At 53.6% G+C, this 18,116-nt stretch carries 12 protein-coding genes; 6 read left to right on the top strand and 6 right to left on the bottom strand.

The genetic code is table 11. The features are described from left to right. Positions 1 to 85: 85 nt before the first annotated feature. Both FKG94_RS25950 and FKG94_RS25945 read right to left on the bottom strand, forming a co-directional pair. On the bottom strand, positions 86 to 2,584 hold the full coding sequence (locus FKG94_RS25950; protein ID WP_142929865.1) for a Calx-beta domain-containing protein: 2,499 nt from the start codon (positions 2,582 to 2,584) through the stop codon (positions 86 to 88). Further along, complete coding sequence (locus FKG94_RS25945) at positions 2,574 to 4,277, bottom strand: autotransporter outer membrane beta-barrel domain-containing protein (protein WP_142929864.1); 1,704 nt, start codon at positions 4,275 to 4,277, stop codon at positions 2,574 to 2,576. The genes FKG94_RS25950 and FKG94_RS25945 overlap by 11 nt, the downstream gene beginning before the upstream one ends. 682 nt (positions 4,278 to 4,959) lie before the next feature. Here FKG94_RS25945 and FKG94_RS25940 point away from each other — a divergent pair. The 3 genes from FKG94_RS25940 to FKG94_RS25930 all read left to right on the top strand — a co-directional run bounded on the left by FKG94_RS25940 (position 4,960) and on the right by FKG94_RS25930 (position 7,991). Next, the gene (locus FKG94_RS25940) at positions 4,960 to 5,415 is read left to right on the top strand and encodes a hypothetical protein (RefSeq protein ID WP_142929863.1); all 456 of its coding nucleotides are present in this window, start codon (positions 4,960 to 4,962) and stop codon (positions 5,413 to 5,415) included. A 365-nt stretch (positions 5,416 to 5,780) separates the two neighbouring features. Further along, a complete protein-coding gene (locus FKG94_RS25935; protein ID WP_142929862.1) occupies positions 5,781 to 7,154 on the top strand; it encodes a GH1 family beta-glucosidase in 1,374 nt (457 codons plus the stop codon). 45 nt (positions 7,155 to 7,199) lie between these two features. Next, a complete protein-coding gene (locus FKG94_RS25930; protein ID WP_142929861.1) occupies positions 7,200 to 7,991 on the top strand; it encodes a sugar phosphate isomerase/epimerase family protein in 792 nt (263 codons plus the stop codon). 117 nt (positions 7,992 to 8,108) lie between these two features. Here FKG94_RS25930 and FKG94_RS25925 read toward each other — a convergent pair whose 3' ends face one another. The 4 genes from FKG94_RS25925 to FKG94_RS25910 all read right to left on the bottom strand — a co-directional run bounded on the left by FKG94_RS25925 (position 8,109) and on the right by FKG94_RS25910 (position 13,483). Continuing rightward, positions 8,109 to 10,121 carry a hypothetical protein gene (locus tag FKG94_RS25925; RefSeq protein WP_142929860.1) on the bottom strand — a complete coding sequence of 671 codons (2,013 nt, stop codon included), beginning with the start codon at positions 10,119 to 10,121 and terminating at the stop codon, positions 8,109 to 8,111. After that, positions 10,118 to 11,233 carry a glycoside hydrolase family 88 protein gene (locus tag FKG94_RS25920; protein WP_142929859.1) on the bottom strand — a complete coding sequence of 372 codons (1,116 nt, stop codon included), beginning with the start codon at positions 11,231 to 11,233 and terminating at the stop codon, positions 10,118 to 10,120. Before FKG94_RS25920 ends, FKG94_RS25925 begins: the two co-directional genes overlap by 4 nt. Then, positions 11,233 to 12,585, bottom strand: coding sequence for an MFS transporter (locus tag FKG94_RS25915; RefSeq protein ID WP_179957821.1), 1,353 nt, complete (start codon positions 12,583 to 12,585; stop codon positions 11,233 to 11,235). Before FKG94_RS25915 ends, FKG94_RS25920 begins: the two co-directional genes overlap by 1 nt. A gap of 718 nt (positions 12,586 to 13,303) precedes the next feature. Next, a complete protein-coding gene (locus tag FKG94_RS25910) occupies positions 13,304 to 13,483 on the bottom strand; it encodes a hypothetical protein (protein ID WP_142929857.1) in 180 nt (59 codons plus the stop codon). A 929-nt stretch (positions 13,484 to 14,412) separates the two neighbouring features. Between FKG94_RS25910 and FKG94_RS25905 the strand changes: the two genes are divergently transcribed. The 3 genes from FKG94_RS25905 to FKG94_RS25895 all read left to right on the top strand — a co-directional run bounded on the left by FKG94_RS25905 (position 14,413) and on the right by FKG94_RS25895 (position 18,116). Continuing rightward, positions 14,413 to 15,270, top strand: a complete 858-nt coding sequence (locus FKG94_RS25905) for a MurR/RpiR family transcriptional regulator (protein ID WP_142929856.1) — start codon at positions 14,413 to 14,415, stop codon at positions 15,268 to 15,270. A 97-nt stretch (positions 15,271 to 15,367) separates the two neighbouring features. After that, positions 15,368 to 16,375, top strand: a complete 1,008-nt coding sequence (locus tag FKG94_RS25900) for an AraC family transcriptional regulator (RefSeq protein ID WP_142929855.1) — start codon at positions 15,368 to 15,370, stop codon at positions 16,373 to 16,375. Positions 16,376 to 16,916: 541 nt separating this feature from the next. After that, a complete protein-coding gene (locus FKG94_RS25895) occupies positions 16,917 to 18,116 on the top strand; it encodes a family 16 glycosylhydrolase (RefSeq protein ID WP_179957820.1) in 1,200 nt (399 codons plus the stop codon).

The raw sequence follows: 18,116 nt of genomic DNA, 5'->3' as shown, positions 1-18,116 counted from the left end.
CCATCGATTGGCGCGAAGAGCACGCGCCGCACTTTTTGAACCTATGGGCAATCCGGGCTAAAGCAACCCGCCTGGCGGGTCGGCGCTAGGGCTCGATTTCAAAGTTGGTCTCTACGAAATAACCTTTTGCCTCCAAACCGGCAACCGCATCGTCTGAGGCAAAGGTTCTCGGACTGTCGTTAAACCGCCTCACAATAATAGGCGAGTTACTAAATGGAGCCGGGCCGAGTCGGTCGTTTAAAAATATCAACAGGTCATCAACCTGAGTGGACGAAAACCCGAATGCATCAAAATCACCCTCATCGAGAATCAACCGGTTGAGATTGACCGGGTCCCATAACGGCGGGTCCGTCAGTTGATTGATACCATTGTCACCCCGAATCGACAGATTGGTCAGCGCGCTGTTTTGCAGCAACCCCAGATCGCCCGTAATCCTGTTGTTACCGTCGATATCAAAGATCACCATGTCGGCGTGTAAACCCTCAATACCACCGCTAACCGTATTGTTACCGTCAAGCGTCAACCCGATAATCCTGGGCGGTATCCGCGCCACTATTCCTTCAATGGTATTTATTCCTCTTACCGCGATAGAGAGGTCGGGTCCCTCTGCGTCGAACAAGCCCAGGTCACCGGAGATGGTATTCTGCCCGTTGACGGCAAAGCCGTTAAAGGCCGCGCGTAAATTCTGGATATCACCGAACAGCGTATTGTTTCCCCCCAGAAACATACCGATAACGGATATGGGAATATTTGCAACGTCCCCCGTTATCACGTTTTGACCGTCGATATTAAAGGTAATGCCAGGTTCGTTTTGCAACAGACCCAAATCACCGCCGATAGCGTTCTCCCCGGCGACCCGAAAAGAGACAACGCCCACTGGCAGGTCCTGTATATTTCCGGCCAGGGTGTTCTCACCTCCCAGCGTAAAACTGCTCATACTCGGAGGTATCTGCGCAACGGCACCGCTGATGGTGTTGGCCCCGTTTTCAACCCGGAAATCCTCCATGGAGGCGGGGATATCGCCGACGTCTCCGGAGATGGTATTGGAACCGTCGACAATCAAACGGACTATACCACTGGGTAAACCCGCAAGCGGACCGGTGATAGCGCCCTGTCCAGCGCTTATCTCAAACAACGTCATACTGCCTGGAAGCCCGCTCAGTTCCCCGCTCAGATTGCCGTCGGCGACATTGACTCGCAGTTCCCTGAGCGCGCGGCTATCGGAGAAGGTGGCTAAATCACCGTTGACGGCGCTGTTGGTCCCCAACAGATTCAGCACTTCGAGGCGCTCGGAGTCTATGAAAACATCAACATCGTACTGCCAGCCCGCGCCGGCGTTGTACCAACCTTTTAGCGCATTCAAACCGTGGGAAAAGACTACCCTAACCTCACCGGTAAAGGCCTGCCCGTAGCGATGGATACTTAACCCCCCCGTATTGGCGATATCTTCCAGCATACGATTATTGACGACCGCGGTGGTCCCGTCTCCCCAATCGATAGTCGCCGTGCCGGAAAACACCGCCAGTCCTATCTCTACATCAACGCTCTCGCTAACGGATAGGGTGAGAGATTCCGCTTCGGGCACAACCGTGAGATCGTAGCTGGCCATGCCTCCCGCTTTGGCGGCGGTAATCGTCGCGCTCCCCAAAGCAACGGCTGTCGCCTGCCCCTGCTGATCTACCGTCGCCACGGTCGGGTTGCTGGAGGTGTATACCAGGGTGCCGGGGCTGTCGATACTGTCCGGATCGATCGGGTTGTCAATCCCCTCGCCCACGGCAACGGTGAGAGGTCCGGGATTGATAAAGGCAATCTCGTCATCAACGATGACATCGGGATTATTGATAATCAGCATCACCGCGGAATTCGATGCCGGGTTAGCCTCCGATACTACCGTTATATCCAAGCTGAAGTATTCACTGCCCTCTTCGGGATCGCTGTCGATCAGGCGCACCGACACCATCTTTTCCGTTTCGCCGGCCGCAAACAACAGCGAGCCCTGGGTGGCGACATAATCGCTGCCCTCTTCGGCGGTACCGGCCCGGGTAACGTAGTTAACGACAGTGTCGGCGGTCTGGGGCGCGTTCAACTTGACACTGAAGACTGCGGTTTCTTCCTGTTCGCCGACTGTGCCGCCGATAGCCCGGGCAAAAACGTCGAGGGGCCTGACATATAAAAACGCGACGGCGGAGTTAGTTCTACCCTCGCTGTCTTCTACACCCAGCAGAAACGTCAGCTCTGTCTCCTCCAGCAGATCGGGCACAACCACAGCGGGTTGCAGTTGCTGCGGGTCGGGAATCGTTACCTCGGGGCCGCTGAGCTGGGTCCACATGACCTCTGTAATTGTCGCGCCGGCAGCCGGCGTCGCACTCCCGCGCAACACCACCAGCACATTGGGATCGGCAAACTGGCGCACGCCGGCAGAAACCTGCGGCAACAACTCCAGCTCTTCACCGGTTATGGGGTCGACAGCCGGCCGATCCGCCGAAGAGGGTGAGTTATCACTGCCACACCCTGCCAACGCCAGCAACACCAGGCCTGTCAGCGCGACATAAACTCTTGCCGCGGCTGTGCGTCTACAACTCATAACGAACCCCTATCTGAAACTGGGATACACTCAAATCTTCATAACCCAGCGTCTCGCGGTACTCGAGAAACCCCGACCAACCGTGTTTAAACACCGCAGAAGCACCGACAGACACTTGGTAAAAGGCGGTGTCGCCACCGTCGTTATTCAACATAAACCTATTGCTTGTATCCGTATCGAACGCAAACCGCCCCGCCACCGGATCGCGATCCGAGTCGGTTTCACTGAGATAGGTGAAACTGGCGGTGGGCACCAACACACCCCACGACTGGTTCAGTACATAGGCACCCTGCAGGCCTGCCGCCAACGTCAACTGGCTGGTGGCCTGTTGCGACAAATCCATTGCCAGGCCGCCGCCACCGCGTTCGCTGTAAGCCTTGATATCGCTTTCCAGATAATCCATACGCACAAACGGTGTCAACGTCAGTTCGTCCTTTTGCCACTGCCACTCGGCCCGGGTGTTAAGTGTTCTCTGGATACCGGTGGTGCTGCCGACAGCGCGCTCATCCACCGCCAGATCACCACTGCCGTAGCGAATCAGTCGCATGGAGTCAAAGTCCATTTGACTGTAACCCGCTTGTAAAAAGAAACTGAAGTCCTGATAAAAATAAGCGCCGAAGGCGATCAAGGTGGTGATCTCTGAGTCCAGTTCACCGTCCGACGACTCGTATTCGAGTTCACCGTCACTGATACCGAGCGAGAGGCCGACCAGCAGCGACTCGCTGAGAAAATAGTCGCTGCCGACAGTGAGGGTGTTGGTATCGGCCTGGTAGCCGTTTTCCCGCCTGGTCTTATCGCGCTCGGCGTCTTCAACCTGCACGCTGGCAAACAGCCCCAGCCGCGACCAGATAGAGCCGTCGGTGGCACGATCTGCACTGGCGCCGCCACCCAGGGCGAGATCATTGCTCAGGTCTTTGCCGTTAACGACCAACCCCGGTATCGACGCGCCCAAACCCGCCGACTTAACCTGCTGCACCCGCTGGGTGACGGCATTGGTGTGGGCGTGGGTGGAATCCACGGCGACTCGCATCTGCGACAAGGTTTCCTCGGGGGCAATCTGGTTCAAGGCGCCGGCGATCGCTTCCGGGCTGCCGACCGCCAATACCTCCAGGTTGACACACTGGTTTAACAACTGGCGCTGCGACGAACCCAGTTGTCCATCGTCGAGTTCCCGCAGCCGGTTACATACGCTGCTGAGTGCCTGCGCCAGACTGCGATCATTGGTGTTGCCTGCAAACCCCTCGAAACGACCGTCGCTGACAGCGATGCGGACGGTGCCCTGGCTGGTCAATCCCTCGTCGGAATCATCCTGCAGCACGTAAACAAACGTATCAACACCGGAAAAACCCGGCGCCGCGGTATATAAAACACTGCCATCGGCATTCAAGACAGCGCTGCCGTTGGCCGGCTGGCCAATCGACTGAATGGAGATGATGTCCCCGTCAGCGTCAAAGTCATTGGCGATCAGATTGAGTGTGATACTGCTGTCAATCGGAATACTGCGGACGTCGTCAACCGCCTGCGGCGCGACCGCGTAGACAGGCACGGCCAAACTGCAGAGCAACACCCCGGCCACACCTTTGCAGCGGGAGGACAAGGCCCGGCGCAATAGCGGCAAATGAGATAATGGCGGGCGCGATAACGGGGCAAACACGCTTGAAAACGATGCGACAGAGAAGGTGGGTAGCTCCATTATTATAATTCCATTTGGTTATAAAAACTAAGCAGGTCTGCGAATTCTAATCGGCGCGCGGCGTAAAGTAAAACAAATTACCGGCTAATCGTGAAACTCGTCATGTAATGAGTCATGTCAGTCAATACCGGACAATCCGCGCGTCGTCTGGCTGGCTGAAAAACGCCGGCCAAGGTACTGATCGTCATAGAGTTGTAACAAACTGTAAAATCCGGAAGCAAACTCCCGGTGATTGAGGCGAGAAGCTCCAGCTGTACCAAGGCGTCCATGCGGAGACAAACCGCTTGGTTCCTGCCTCGAGGGGTTTACCCTTAAGCCCGCACAGGCACATTACCCCCGGCTGACTGTGCTTTGAGTGCCTTTTCAAGAGTATCAACAAGGTTGTTGACTATTGATGCCGGCGTTTCAATTTCGGCACCCTTATCAAATTAAGCGCCTTTTTTCAAAACACGCCATGACCTGGTTGTGGACGTTGACACATAGAGCATCGAAATGGCACTGGCTTGTCTGAGAATATAACGGTACAGCCCATATACGCTCTAGAATAAGGTTTAATACTTGTTGGCAAAGTATTAGGGACTGTGACTCACCGGAGGAAAAAACGAGCGAGAGATTCTTTGTGGTTAAACAACAACCTGGCAAATGAGAAGATGCAAGGGATACAATAATGAGACCTCTTGTAATGAAATGGAAATTGGGTTGTTTCGTTTTATGTCTATTTTTTTTAGTTTCATCATGCTCTAAACCAGTGGCGGATAAAAATTTATTGTTAATTCCTGTCATAAGTACGGAGACCGTAGGGCACAAAGAAGCACGAGAAACCCTGGACGAAATCTTGGCTAACGGAAATCAACAAAATGATAGTGCTCTAATTATTTTGTCCGAGCTATTTACTCACCAAAATGCAAAGTCGGCAATTATTTCTGTAAATAAAATAACCGATGATGACCTTGACTCCTATGGTGCAATCATCATATCCGATCATATACCTGACGATGATTTAGTAAGTGGGTATCGCTATGACCTCACATTGAAAAAACACTATCAGCAAGGCTGGAAAATATCTGAGCTTAGGCAAAGTTGGCGCTGCTGGCCCGGTCGGGGGCATCGGGAGTTTAGTATTGGACCTTGTAAGTAAGTCGGTTAAGAACCAGTAGCGGTCAGAGGTACAAGCCGACCACAACATAGGCTCAAATAGCGCTTCAGCACCCGTCTGATCACCCTCTATCCAGCTTGTGGCAGGTCATTGACAATGGCGGACCGTTGCAACTGCCGCAATAGACGGTGTAGCGAGTTCGGGATTCGAGCCTGTCGGCGAGATAATCGAGCTTTGCCCGGAGGGTTATTTCGCTACTTTTTCTATTTTGCCTTTTGCTACGTATTGCCTGCGTTGTCTCGCTGCCCTTACTGCTCCATTACGGTGTCGGCTTATCATATCTTTTTTGTTGTACCATAGTACAAAAATCATTATCATGCCAGGCTGATTACACCGGAACCGATCCAATGAAAGAACTCAAGTTCGGCAAGGACTTTATCTTCGGCGCCGCCACCGCCGCCTACCAGATCGAGGGGGCGGTCAACGAGGGCAACCGCGGTCCGAGTATCTGGGACCGGTTCAGCCACCGCAAAGGCAAGATACTGAACAATCACAATGGCGATATCGCCTGCGATCACTACCACCGCTATCCCGAAGATGTCGCGCTGATGCGCGAACTCGGGTTGACAGCCTACCGCTTCTCACTGTCGTGGTCGCGCATCCTGCCGGAAGGGACCGGGCGGGTGAACGCCGAAGGTATCGACTTCTACCGGCGCCTGGCCGACAAACTGCTGGAGGCGGGCATTACGCCGTATGCCACCCTGTTTCACTGGGATATGCCGCTGCAACTGCACCGGCGCTACGGCGGCTTCCTCAACCGGCAGGCGGCCCTGGACTTCGCCGAGTACGCGGCTGTCGTCGCCGATGCCCTCGGTGATCGCATCAAGCACTGGATTACCATGAACGAGCCCTGGGAGCACAGTTGCCTCGGCCATGTCATTGGCGTCCACGCCCCGGGCCACCGCCGGCCCTGGACGCATATGAACGTCATTCACAACCAACTGCTGGCGCACGGCCTGGCGCTGGAAAAAATTCGCCAGCGCCGCCCCGATGCCCAGGTCGGCATAACACTCAGCCTGACACCCATCCACCCCCACAGCGATCGGGACAAAGATCACCTCGCCGCCGGGATCGGCAACGAGTTCATGAACTTCATTACCCTCGATCCACTGCTCAAAGGACACTACCCGGAAGACCTATGCCGCCGTTTCGGGCGCTTTGCGCCGAAGATTGAGCCGGGCGATATGACGTTGATCAGCGCCGCCAACGACTTTATCGGGGTCAATAACTACCAGCGGGAATTTGCCCGTTACACGCGGCTGGTGCCCTTTCTCAACACCTGGATTGTCGGCGGCACCGGTGTTGCCGACGGGGATTTTATCAAAGACGGTGTGCAACACACGGCCATGGGCTGGGAGGTGCATCCACCGGCCATTTACGAGGTGCTTAAATGGCTGCAGGACAAATACGATAACCCCAGGGTGCTGATAACCGAAAACGGCGCCGCTTTCGACGACAACCTGGTCGAAGGTCGTGTCAACGACCCGAAGCGCATTGCTTACCTGCACGCCTACCTGGCGCAGGTGAAAAAAGCCATTGACGAGGGCGCTCGCATCGAGGGTTACTTTGTCTGGACGTTAATGGACAATTTTGAATGGGCGGTGGGGTACGCCAAACGCTTCGGCCTGATTCACATCGACTACGCGACCCAACAGCGAACCATTAAAGACAGCGGCTATTGGTACCGGGACCTGATTCGGTTGAATCAGCAGATGGACTGACGATAGTTATCTAACGCTTACCTGCAGATATTCGGTGTACTGGCCATGACAGCAAAGTTCTCGCTCCAGACGTTTACCATTCGCAAATACATAAAGACGCCGCAGGCTATTGCGGGAGCCTTCGAGCGCATTAAAGATACGGGCCTCAACGCCGTGGAGCTGGCTCGCATCAACTTTACCGAAGCGGAAATCGACGCGGTAGCCGCGGCCTCGGCGCGTTTCGGGATCGATATCGGCAGCACCCAGATCACCTATGACTATCTCGACAAAAACCGCGACTGGGTGCTTGAGTTTCACGACCGCCTTGGCTGCGCCTACACGGCCGTTTCTGTGCTGCCTACGGCGGCTGTTATCGGCAGCAAGCGAGACAAACTGCTGCGCTTCGCCGAGGCACTGGATCGCCTCGGGCGCTACTATCGCGAGCGGGGTTTAAACCTGTGTTTTCACCATCACGATTTTGAGTTCCGCCGCTATGGAGACCAGCTCGGGCTGGATTTACTGCTGCAAAACACAGCCCCGGAACACCTCGGCCTGGTGCTGGATACCTACTGGACCCAACGCGGCGGCAAAACGCCCCACGATATGATCGCCGACCTACAGGGCCGGGTAAAGGTCGTGCACCTGCGCGACTACCGCATTCGCTGGAAATTTTTCGAGCTGCTGCCAATCGATTGTGAAGTCGGAGCGGGCAATCTCGATTTTAACCGCATCATCGATAGCTGCTGTGCCGGCGGTGTCCATTACATGGCGATCGAACAGGCTACCGCAACGCCTTTTGAAAGCGTAGCCATGAGTGTAAAACATCTGCGCAGTCTCGGCTTCCAGCACCTTTTTTAAACCGGTTGCCCCGTTTAGAGCCGCGGCGGTTGTTGAGAATTTGTCGCCGGTGGGTACCTATTCGCTGTCTGTGGATATTGCCACTTCGATCGTCTCCAGCTACCGGCGGCAGGTAGGTCAGTACTTCAATGACAGCTTTTCGCCCCCATAGGCAATATTGATTTCGGCGGTGCCAAACTCTGCGGTACAGGACGGATTGTCATAACGCTTGTAGTCGCTGATGGAGACGGTTTTACCCTCGACCCGCAGCGGCGCCGACCACCCCGCGCTGATGGGACCCTGCGAGGGTGAACAATAGCGGACGTTTAAACCCTCAGCGACGATATCGGCGCTGCTGATGCTGTCGATAAACATCTCGAAACTGCCGTGTTGCGCCCTGCGGCCCATCTCCACCACCCAGATATTGCGCCGGCCCGGTGCAATCAGTTCGGCGTCGCTGTATTCGCCCTCTTGCTGCCAGCGGTAGCCGTTGCCTGAATAGAGCGCGATAAAACCGTCCTTCTTTTCACCAAACACCCAACCGCCCTGTTCCACCACTCGATCGAATCTCTGGCGGGGGAAAAAGGCGTGGGTAAAATCCAGAATCTCCTTCAACAACAGACTGCGCTTGACGGTGACGTTGTAAAAAATAAAAGCCACATTTTTGTGTTGTACCGCCTTCGGCATAAAGCCATTGCCGTGCCAGTAAGCCTCCGGTGCCTGCAAGCCATAGCCGCCCGGATGGGTGGTAAAGCACACGGCCTCACCGTCGAGCGTCGCCTGCCAGATATGCTGTTGATCGCCGCCGTAACCCGGGCGAAACGCCTGCGAGGTGCTGAGCATATAATCCGGCGTTCTGTAGGTATAGATATTGTTTTCATCGAGCACATTGCGCGATATGTCCTTGCGCAGCAACCAGGCCACCAGGGTCGTCAATCCTATCCGCCGGCCGATCTGGATGGATCGCTTACTCGGCACGAATTCGAGAAAGAAGCCGTTTTCCCACCAACGGAACTCATCGAGCATCAGCGCCATATGGTTGAAGGTGCGGTGGTGGCAGTAGCCGCCAAATGACAGCAACCCCATGGCGCTTTCCAGATCGAATTTGCCGTAGCCCCACTTTTTGGCATCGCGAAATTTTATGCTTACCCGCTGCCTGCTAACCCATTCTTCCCGCGCGGTATCCGTGGCGATATCAAAGATGACTTTGGGCAACTCGTAGTTATCACTCAACGCAAACATCACCGCACTCATATTGTCTTCGTTGGCAAAGCTGCCCATACCGAACAGCAACTTGGCGGTATCGGTGGTGGACTCGAGATAGGGGTTGATCTTCTCCTTGGTGTAAGTCCTGCCATGGGTACACGCAAACAAGCCGTAGTAGCTGTTGATCGCCATGTCATACAGCATCAAATCGATGACCAGCCGGGCGCGCCGGACAACCTCCTTGTCGCCGGCAAAATCCAGCAGGTTCAGCAGCGGCGGCAAATCCTCATCATAGTAAACATTGGACAACCATTCGCTAAAACCGGTGAAAAACCGCAGTTCCAACCATTTCTCGATACGCTTGAGTGCGCGCGCCTGCTTGTCACGGCCGCTCATACCCGAGTTGGTAAAGATGCTGTCGGGAAACAGTTGCCCGGCAAGGTATTCATTGGTGCTGAACAGGATATGGTGGTTTTCGGTCCAGTAACACATCGAATCCGTACCCGGCTCGTCGGGCCAGTATTTGAAATCCAATATGGTTTGCCTGGCCTTGGCCCGGAAGTCATCCGACAACAGATCGCTGTCCAAAAACTGGTAGTAAAGGCGAACAATACCCGTCAACACGAAGTCCGCGCAGTCTAAACGATCGTCAATATAACCCAGCGCCGAGAACAGCAACTGCTCGTGAACGGGCCCGCGCCGCTGCTGAAGGCGTATCAACTCGTAAAACATGCCCTTGATCGAGTCGGAGCCCGGATTGTTCAGTGCATGCTCGATAAACGCGGCTTTGCGCTCGTCATAAGTCTCGGCAAATACCTCATTGGTGTAGCTGTCTTCGACGCGCGTTTGCGGATAGCCCGCCGGTGCGCTGCCGATATTTTTCAGCTTAAAGTCCTGGACACTGGTGGTCGCTGAAAATGCCTGATCGACATCGATATCGCTCATACGGGTTGACCCTGGGTCTTTTTGTCATTGATGTAATCGCGGTAATAAATACCGGCCAGTATTAGGGCCGCCACCCCGTAGGGAATATTCTCGCCCGTCTTCACATATTTGTAGCCGGGATAAGGCCCGTATTTCAGGCGATAGGGCATCAGAAACATAGGAATGGTCCAGAGACTGATCTCAGTCATATAGGCGCGATCTCCCGCTATCCGCAGATTCTCCACCACCGCCCGAAAGCCGTTAATCGCCGGCTTTTCATACTCCATACTGAGATAGCCGCGACTCATGGCGTTCAGCCAACCGGCTGCAATCAAGGCCGTGGCGCTCGACTCCCGGTAGTTGTCACCGGGCTTATTGACCACTGTGTCAAAGTAGTGGTCCGCACGCTGGTAGGCCAACAATGCACTGGACACCTCTCTCAGGATTCTCCTCGCATTGACATCCTCGACATAGTTGAGAAACATCGACAGCGCCGCCACCACCCAGCCGTTGCCCCGCCCCCAGAACAGATTGCGCGGGTAAGGCCGGCTGAGGATTTTCCAGTAAGAATGGTGAAACAGTTTGCTGTCCGGGTCCTGGAGGTATTTGGCAAACTGCCGGGGTTGGGTGCGGGCAAATTCGCCCAGCTCGGCGTCGTCGAAATCCTTTGCGGCAATGGCGCTGAACACGCCGCTCATCATAATCGAGTCAACCCAGATACTCTTTGGATAGTCTCTCGAATCGTGGCTGTGGCCGTTGTGGTTGATCAGGTCCTCAAACAACCTTGGTTCGTGCTTGAGATAGTCGATGCCTTTGGCCGTCATGGCGAGATACTTCTCATCATCGGTTTTTTTATAGAGTTCATTGGTCACCAGCACCGGCGCACAGGTATCGGATTGATCGACCACTATACCCTGTCGATGGTGATGATCGGCATAGGCCTGGTAAAAGGGCAGGTATTTTTCCTCGCCGAGGGCGTCATCCAACAGGCTGAGACTGTACATCAGCAGAGCCTCGCCCCAGCTCCAGTTCAGCTTTTGCGCATCGTGCTCGGCCACATAAGTATCCGCCACTTTTACTACCTGCTCAAAGTACTCCATAAACGTCCCCCAACCGGATATTGCCATAGACATTAAGGCTGTTTTTTATGTGCCTCGGTGTAACTGAGAATTTCTTCTTCGTTGTAACGCAATAAAAACAACAGGCCCACGATCGCTATCCCGGCACCAAACAGGGTGGCAAAGCGAATACCCATATCGTCACCGACGTCTTTTCCAAACAGCAGCAATGAGGTAAACATGATCATGCCGAGGCTGCCGCCCAACTTGGCAAAAAAGCCGTTAATACCGATATACATGCCGGCGCGGTTCTCACCGGTTTTGTAGGCGTCATAGGCGGCGCAATCGGATGTCATAACATGGGGAAGAATACCGAATGCGGCCTGGGCGAACGGCGAAAGCAGGACTGTCAATCCGAACAGGATATAGATGTTGACATCCACCGCCCCGAAAGTGGAGATGACCAAGAATGTCATGGAAAACAGAAACAGGCTTAACTTCAACACATAACTCTTACCCCTGCCTTTTGCCATTTTGTTGATCAGCGGATAACAGGCCAAAGTAAGTGCGCCTATTATCATCGTCAACGGCCCCTGGAAACCGGGGTCCTGCATGGCGAGCACCGTAATGTAGTAAATCAGTCCGACTTCAAACATAGAGGTTGCCATCGTATAGGCGGTATTACCGGCCAGATAGTAGCGAAAACTGCGATTTTTCATCACTCTTTTCAGCGACGGCAGCACTTTGTGTTGAACCCTCACGACTGAGGTGTCGGCATACTTGCGCTCATCGATCAGCAGTGCCGGCACCATCAAAAAGGTCAACCCGACAACCGCCACAAAAGCAAACGTAATTCTGATCGCCCAGACCCTCTCCACGTCGAAGGTTTCACCGACCACACTCCATAACGATGGGGTAAAAGACACGAACAGAAACCCCGCAAACCAGAAAGCGCTGCTGATGGTACCGAGGTCCACTTTGTCGTGGCTGGTCTTCGCAATATCCACCATCAGCGAGTAGAAGGGAATCATATACGAGGTAAAGAAAACAGCACTCAGTAACAGAAAACCCACCAACCAGATGACATTAATGATGCTGACGCCATCGCTTACCGGGACGAAAAACACCAGCAGGTAACACAGGCTGAACGGCAGGGCGGCCCATCTCATCATTGGGATTCTTTTTCCCAAGCGATGATTTAACCGATCGCTGAAATTGGCGATAACGGGGTCGAGGAAGGCATCGGTTAAACGGCTGAGCGCCATAATCAGGCCGAGGAGCGTCAGTCCCATAAACAGACTGGTCTGGGGGATCAGGTAAGGTATGCCCGCGTCTTTTGGGGGAAAGAAAAAATACACCAGGTAGAACATATGCATCACGGTTACGATCGCAATGCCGAGATTGCCCATCGAATAGATGAGCTTCATTTTTAGTGGCAGTTTGTCCATGGTATCGGGCGGGTGTCAGTTGACACCTTTGTATCCTCTTATTATTGCGGGCACGCCATTTCCCGACAGCGCCTAACCTTTTTAAAGGCAAGCTCTCGCCCGCCCGCCGTCCGGAATAACTACCGCTTGCACGGCGATGGCAACCTCTCTTATCCAGACGATGTCTTGTTGTAATCTGGAAAAGGGCTTGAGCACAGTAAGCTTTGCTTAGCTACCGCGTTGGCGGCAATGAAGTTGAGGTACAGACACTGTTGCGGTGCGAACTGTACCGGCTGGAGCAGCCTGCCAGGCCGGGCATCTACAGGTAAACTTCATTTTGCTCTATCGCAGACAAATTATTCTTCTTCCCCCGGAGGGCATCACAGATCAACGACCGGGACACCAGAGCCAGGTCTTAGACTGTCAATGCTAATGGTAGGCGCAGAATATAGGAAAAAGGAGTGCCATAAAAACCAGAAAGTGGTCAATTTCAGTCAGAGTGGTTTTTGTGCAGTTGCTAATGAGCGCTTACTAAGCCTGGCATCCGACACAGGGCGTCTAGTGCGCTCTGCATGAACATCTCCACCAATCAAGAAATACTATTAATTACTGCATGCTAATAGCCTTCAATGTAAGGTGATGATCAAGTTCAATGGATACTCGGCTAAGCCTCCTCTGGTGATCCAGGTGAGTTCCACCCAAAGCACCAGCAGTAAAGTCATAAACCGCAGCGCGCAAACCCGGCCACCGGCGGCTCTACGCTGCCGGCACGGAGCCGCGCTGTGGCAATACCGGACGGGAGCGAAACCAGCAGCGAGATGGAAGCGACAACAGCCGCACCGACACCAGCAATATAGCCCAGCGATACCATGGCCAGCGCATTCATACTACCGGACAAGATACCCGTACAAGAAACACTATCGCAAAATACACCATCAGTAGCTCGAGCCGGAGGTGCCAGGAGAAACCATCTCGGCCACAACATAAAAGAACAGCGAAGCGCCAAACCATCAGCAACGCTAATGCTGTGTTAAAGAGGATCGTAACCAGCGGAAAAGAACTCATGTGCCTCGTCAAAAGAGATGCTCGGTCAGAGCCTGTTAGAGTGGCAAGTTGGTGAAAGGGCCTCAGCGGGGCTTTACAAATTTGAGGGGCTCGAAAGAGCAGGATCCAAATAAAGTTTTCAGTTCGTAATCCGCGTTACCTTGTAAAAAATTGTAAATCAGCAACGCAAAATACCAGTTTTAACTCCGCGACAATATTCAAAACCATGCCTTCTATCTCTGCGGCCCGGAAGAAAAATTGAGCTTTATGACTCTCATGACCGATGTAAAAAGCGGCGAGCTACTGAACCCGCTTCTGCCCGACCCCATCGCCATAAAAATGCAGTCAATTATCCGCAGTCAAAGCTTCGCTCCCTGCAACGCCTCCACAGTGTCAAACTCCAGTATCGCGGCCACTACTTCAGTTGCAGAAAACTCGACTGCTGCCAACATCCTATCCAAACCATTACTGAATTCACGCACAGTGGCCCTAACTTCTTAATGGAAAGAACATAAACTTTTATCGGCAATTCTTAACTATTATTTACTAAAAATTAACCTGCAAAACTCCTGCGCGGTGTAAACTCTTACGCGAGTCGCTGCTGCAACACTGCCGCCAATACGGCTCTCCATCAATGTAACGAGCGTTACACGCCATTTTTTTTTCGAATATATTTTTACTTTTTCATCTATGTCTTAATTTGGCATCAAAATAATATGGCGGAGTATTCTGGACGGTGATAGGATCGGCCTTACGCACTTTATTACCTTGGATCAAATTGTAATGGTTGTTACTGGAAAAGTTTTTGCCTCCTTAAAAAAGAGCTATGAAAAGCTGACTGCCACAGATAAGAGAATAGCGGCCATACTTTCCGAAACACCGGAGTTTGTGGCTTTCGGCACTGTAGCTGACGTAGCCGCCAAAGCGGAAACCTCGGGCCCCAGCGTGGTTCGATTGGCTGAAAAACTCGGCTACAGCGGTTTTAGCGGGATACAAAGCGCAGTGAGAGACGATTTGTCTCAATACTTGTCCTCATCGCTCAACCGTATTGAACAGAACAAGTCCAACAGTGTTATCGAACACACCAAGGCTGTGGAGCTGCACAACGTTGAAGCCACTCTGGCCAAACTGAGTGAAGCCAACTTGAGAAGTGTTATCACGTTATTGAGCGATCTCTCCCGCAGTGTCTTCATTCTTGCCAGCGACCAATGCCTCGGCGCTGCCCAGACGTTCAGGGACCTGTTGCATATCGCCCGTTCCGGCACCTACCTTTTACAGGGTTCGGAGCATCGAATTAGCAGCTATTTCGTAGAGGCCAAACCAAACGATATCCTGTTGTGCATGGATTTTGAGCGCCACGAAAACTGGGTGATGAGAATTCACGAAAAAGCTGTCAGCCGGGGCCTCTACACGGTCGCCATTACCAATAACCCTCTCTCCTCGCTTTCAATCCAGAGCCAACTGCATTTTTTTGCTTCGGCAACCGCACCCGGCCCCTTTAACAGCAATACCGGACTCAATGCGCTGCTGAACGTCCTCATCACTGAATTTGCCAAGCAGTCAAAAGACACTGTCAGTAAACGTATCGTAAATGTGCACAAACAGTGGAAAGAAGATACAGCGCTGGAGGCTAACAAGTAGCTTGTCAAAGCCGGCGACATTGCCGCAAAAGGCATCAGTGGTCAATTTCGGTCAGATTGGGTAAACTGGCACACCCCAACCGACCGTCGGACCCGCGATGAGCATAGAGAGACAGTGCATACCGACTTATATGTTCAATCTGATCGTCAGAGTCTTCGACGATAAGGGTCTCGACAGCGCCGGGCTGGTAGACGGCACCCATTTCAAGCTGTCGGATCTGGCCGACCTCGACACCCGCATGTCCTATCGCGATGCACTACGGATCATTCGCAACGCCTATCGGATAAGCGGCGACGAGGGATTGGGCCTGGCCATTGCCAAACAAATCAATATCGCTGATTGGGGATTGATGGGTTATGCCGTGGCCAGTTGCGGCAGCCTTAAGGAATCCCTGATTGTCGGCCAACGTTACAACCGCACTGCCACACGCCTGACAGACAATACGGTGCATAGCGACGGCACACTTTTCGGCTTTCAATCGACGCCGCTGTATGAGGCCGGTGCCGAGGAACGCTTTCTGGTGGAAGAGGACCTGGGGGGCGTCATCGGTATGGTGCACCGCTACCTGGACCAAAAGGCGGCGCCCCGGGAAGTCCATTTCACCTATCCGGCCCCCAACTACCTGCACCATTACGAAGAACACTTTCGCTGTCCATTGAAGTTCGAGCAACCGCGCAATCAAATCGTCTGGCACCGCGTCGATATCGAACGCCCGCATCCCCTGCGCAATCCGGTCGCCACGCAACTGGCAATCCGCCAATGCGAACAGCTGCTGGCCGATGATGTCAGCCGCGGCGATATGGTCGATAAGGTCAGGTCTCATCTGGCCCAGACGCCCGGGGAATATCCGCCGATCAACGCCGTCGCCGCCGCTTTCAATATGAGCGAGAGCAGCCTGCGCCGCGCGCTCAGAGCAGTCGGCTCCTCCTATCAGGAAATTCTCAACGACGTGCGGAAAAAGCTGGCGATTGAGTACCTGACGACTTCAAGTCTCACGCTGGAAAACATTGCTCACCTGGTCGGCTACAGTGACCTGAGTAATTTTCGGCGCGCTTTTCGCAGCTGGACCGGCAAGCCTCCATTGGAGTACCGCGCCAGAAAGTAACGACGGGTCAAGGGGACACCGACGGGTCAAGGGGACACTGATTACTTAATAACTTAAGCACTTGATTTGACGGGTCAAGGTGACGGGTCAAGGGGACACTGATTACTTAATAACTTAAGCACTTGATTTTGACGCCGGAGAAAAAGAAAAAGCCCCTGGTAAAGCGGCTTACCGGGGACTTTAAGTTATTAACGAATCAGTGTCCCCTCTTTCCTACCCTTTCCCTCTAGGGCAGACCGTGTTGACATATAGGATTTCAAATATATTGATGGCAAACATATCAGCATCACTGTTCAATTTACTCAGTGCCGTGCAAAAGTCATAAAGATAAAAATCATAATAGCAAAATTCACAATAGTAAAAATTATAGTAGTACCATCTGGAGCAAGCACGATGGGCTCTCGCTGAATACCAAACCATCTGTGGAACGATCATGATCAGGGTAAACCACTTACCAGTATTGTGCTGTCTGCTGTTTTTATACCAGTCAACCGCCGCTGCGAACAGCACCGGCCACCGCCCGCCGCCGCCAGCACCGCCTATGGGTTTTACCTGGCACCTGCTGGAAAATATGTCCGACGAGTTTGACGGGACCACACTGGATACCGCCAAGTGGTTTGATCACGTGCCCACCTGGCGCGGTCGGCCGCCGGCGGAGTTCCTGCCCAAAAACGTGGGCGTAAGCAACGGCAACCTGGAAATAAAAACCTCCACCCACCCGGCTCCAAATGGTCCCTACACCACTGCCGGTGCCGCGGTAGCGGGCAAACACCAGCAGGTTTACGGCTACTTTGTCGCGCGCCTGAAGGCGTCCCGTACCAAAATGTCGACCACTTTCTGGCTGCACTCGGATACGCCCGAGGGGCAGCAGAAGGGCTGCGCCGGTTCCCACAGTATTGAGCTTGACATCCTGGAAACCATCGGCGGCTGGCCCCACCCGTCGTGGTCCAACGTCATGCGCTCCAACACCCATTACAAACCCTACGAATCAATAGACGGCAGGTGCCGCCAAGGCACAACTATCTCGAAGGGCAATAAACACGATGCGGGAGTCCCCCTGGCCGATGGCTTTCATACTTTTGCCGCCTGGTGGGTGTCGCCCTTCAAGTTTCACTTTTATTTTGATGGTAAACACGTCGGCACAGTCGATGTGGAGCGCCAGCGGGACGCCCAACCCTTCAACGGTCCCATGTCACTGCGCATGGTAGCGGAAACCTACGACTGGCAACCCAAGTTTATACCTGCCGGCCATGCTCCCTACCCCACCGAACAGGAACTCGATAACCCCGACATCAACACCGCCTACTACGACTACGTGCGCAGCTATGCGTTGCGCGCCGCCGACGGGAATTTGATCAAAAGCCCGGGCTTTGAGTCAAGCAAAGCCAGCCACGACTGGCAACTGAACGAGCAGGCCATGCTCTCGGCCACCAGCTATACCGAGGCGATCGGTCTCTCTCTAACACCAAAAGGCAAAACCAGACAAAAAGTCGCTGTCAAGCAAAACACCACCTACCGGTTGGCGCTCTACGGAAAAAACACTGCTTCAGCTCCGGGGGCAAGGGTCTCGATCACAACACTCTCCGGAACAGTACTCGCCGGCGAGAGAATTGCCAGTACCGAGTTCGCCCCACTGGTGACAACATTTAACTCGAAGGAGAACAGCAGTCTCTATCTGACAGTCGAAAACCCCTCGCCGGCGATTTCCTTCGTCGATAACATCAGCCTGATGGCCAGGTAA

It is taken from the genome of Exilibacterium tricleocarpae (assembly GCF_007004655.1).
Lineage (GTDB): Bacteria > Pseudomonadota > Gammaproteobacteria > Pseudomonadales > Cellvibrionaceae > Exilibacterium > Exilibacterium tricleocarpae.
The sequence above is the reverse complement of the archived record's forward strand: the minus strand, read 5'-3'. Positions and strand labels throughout refer to the sequence as shown.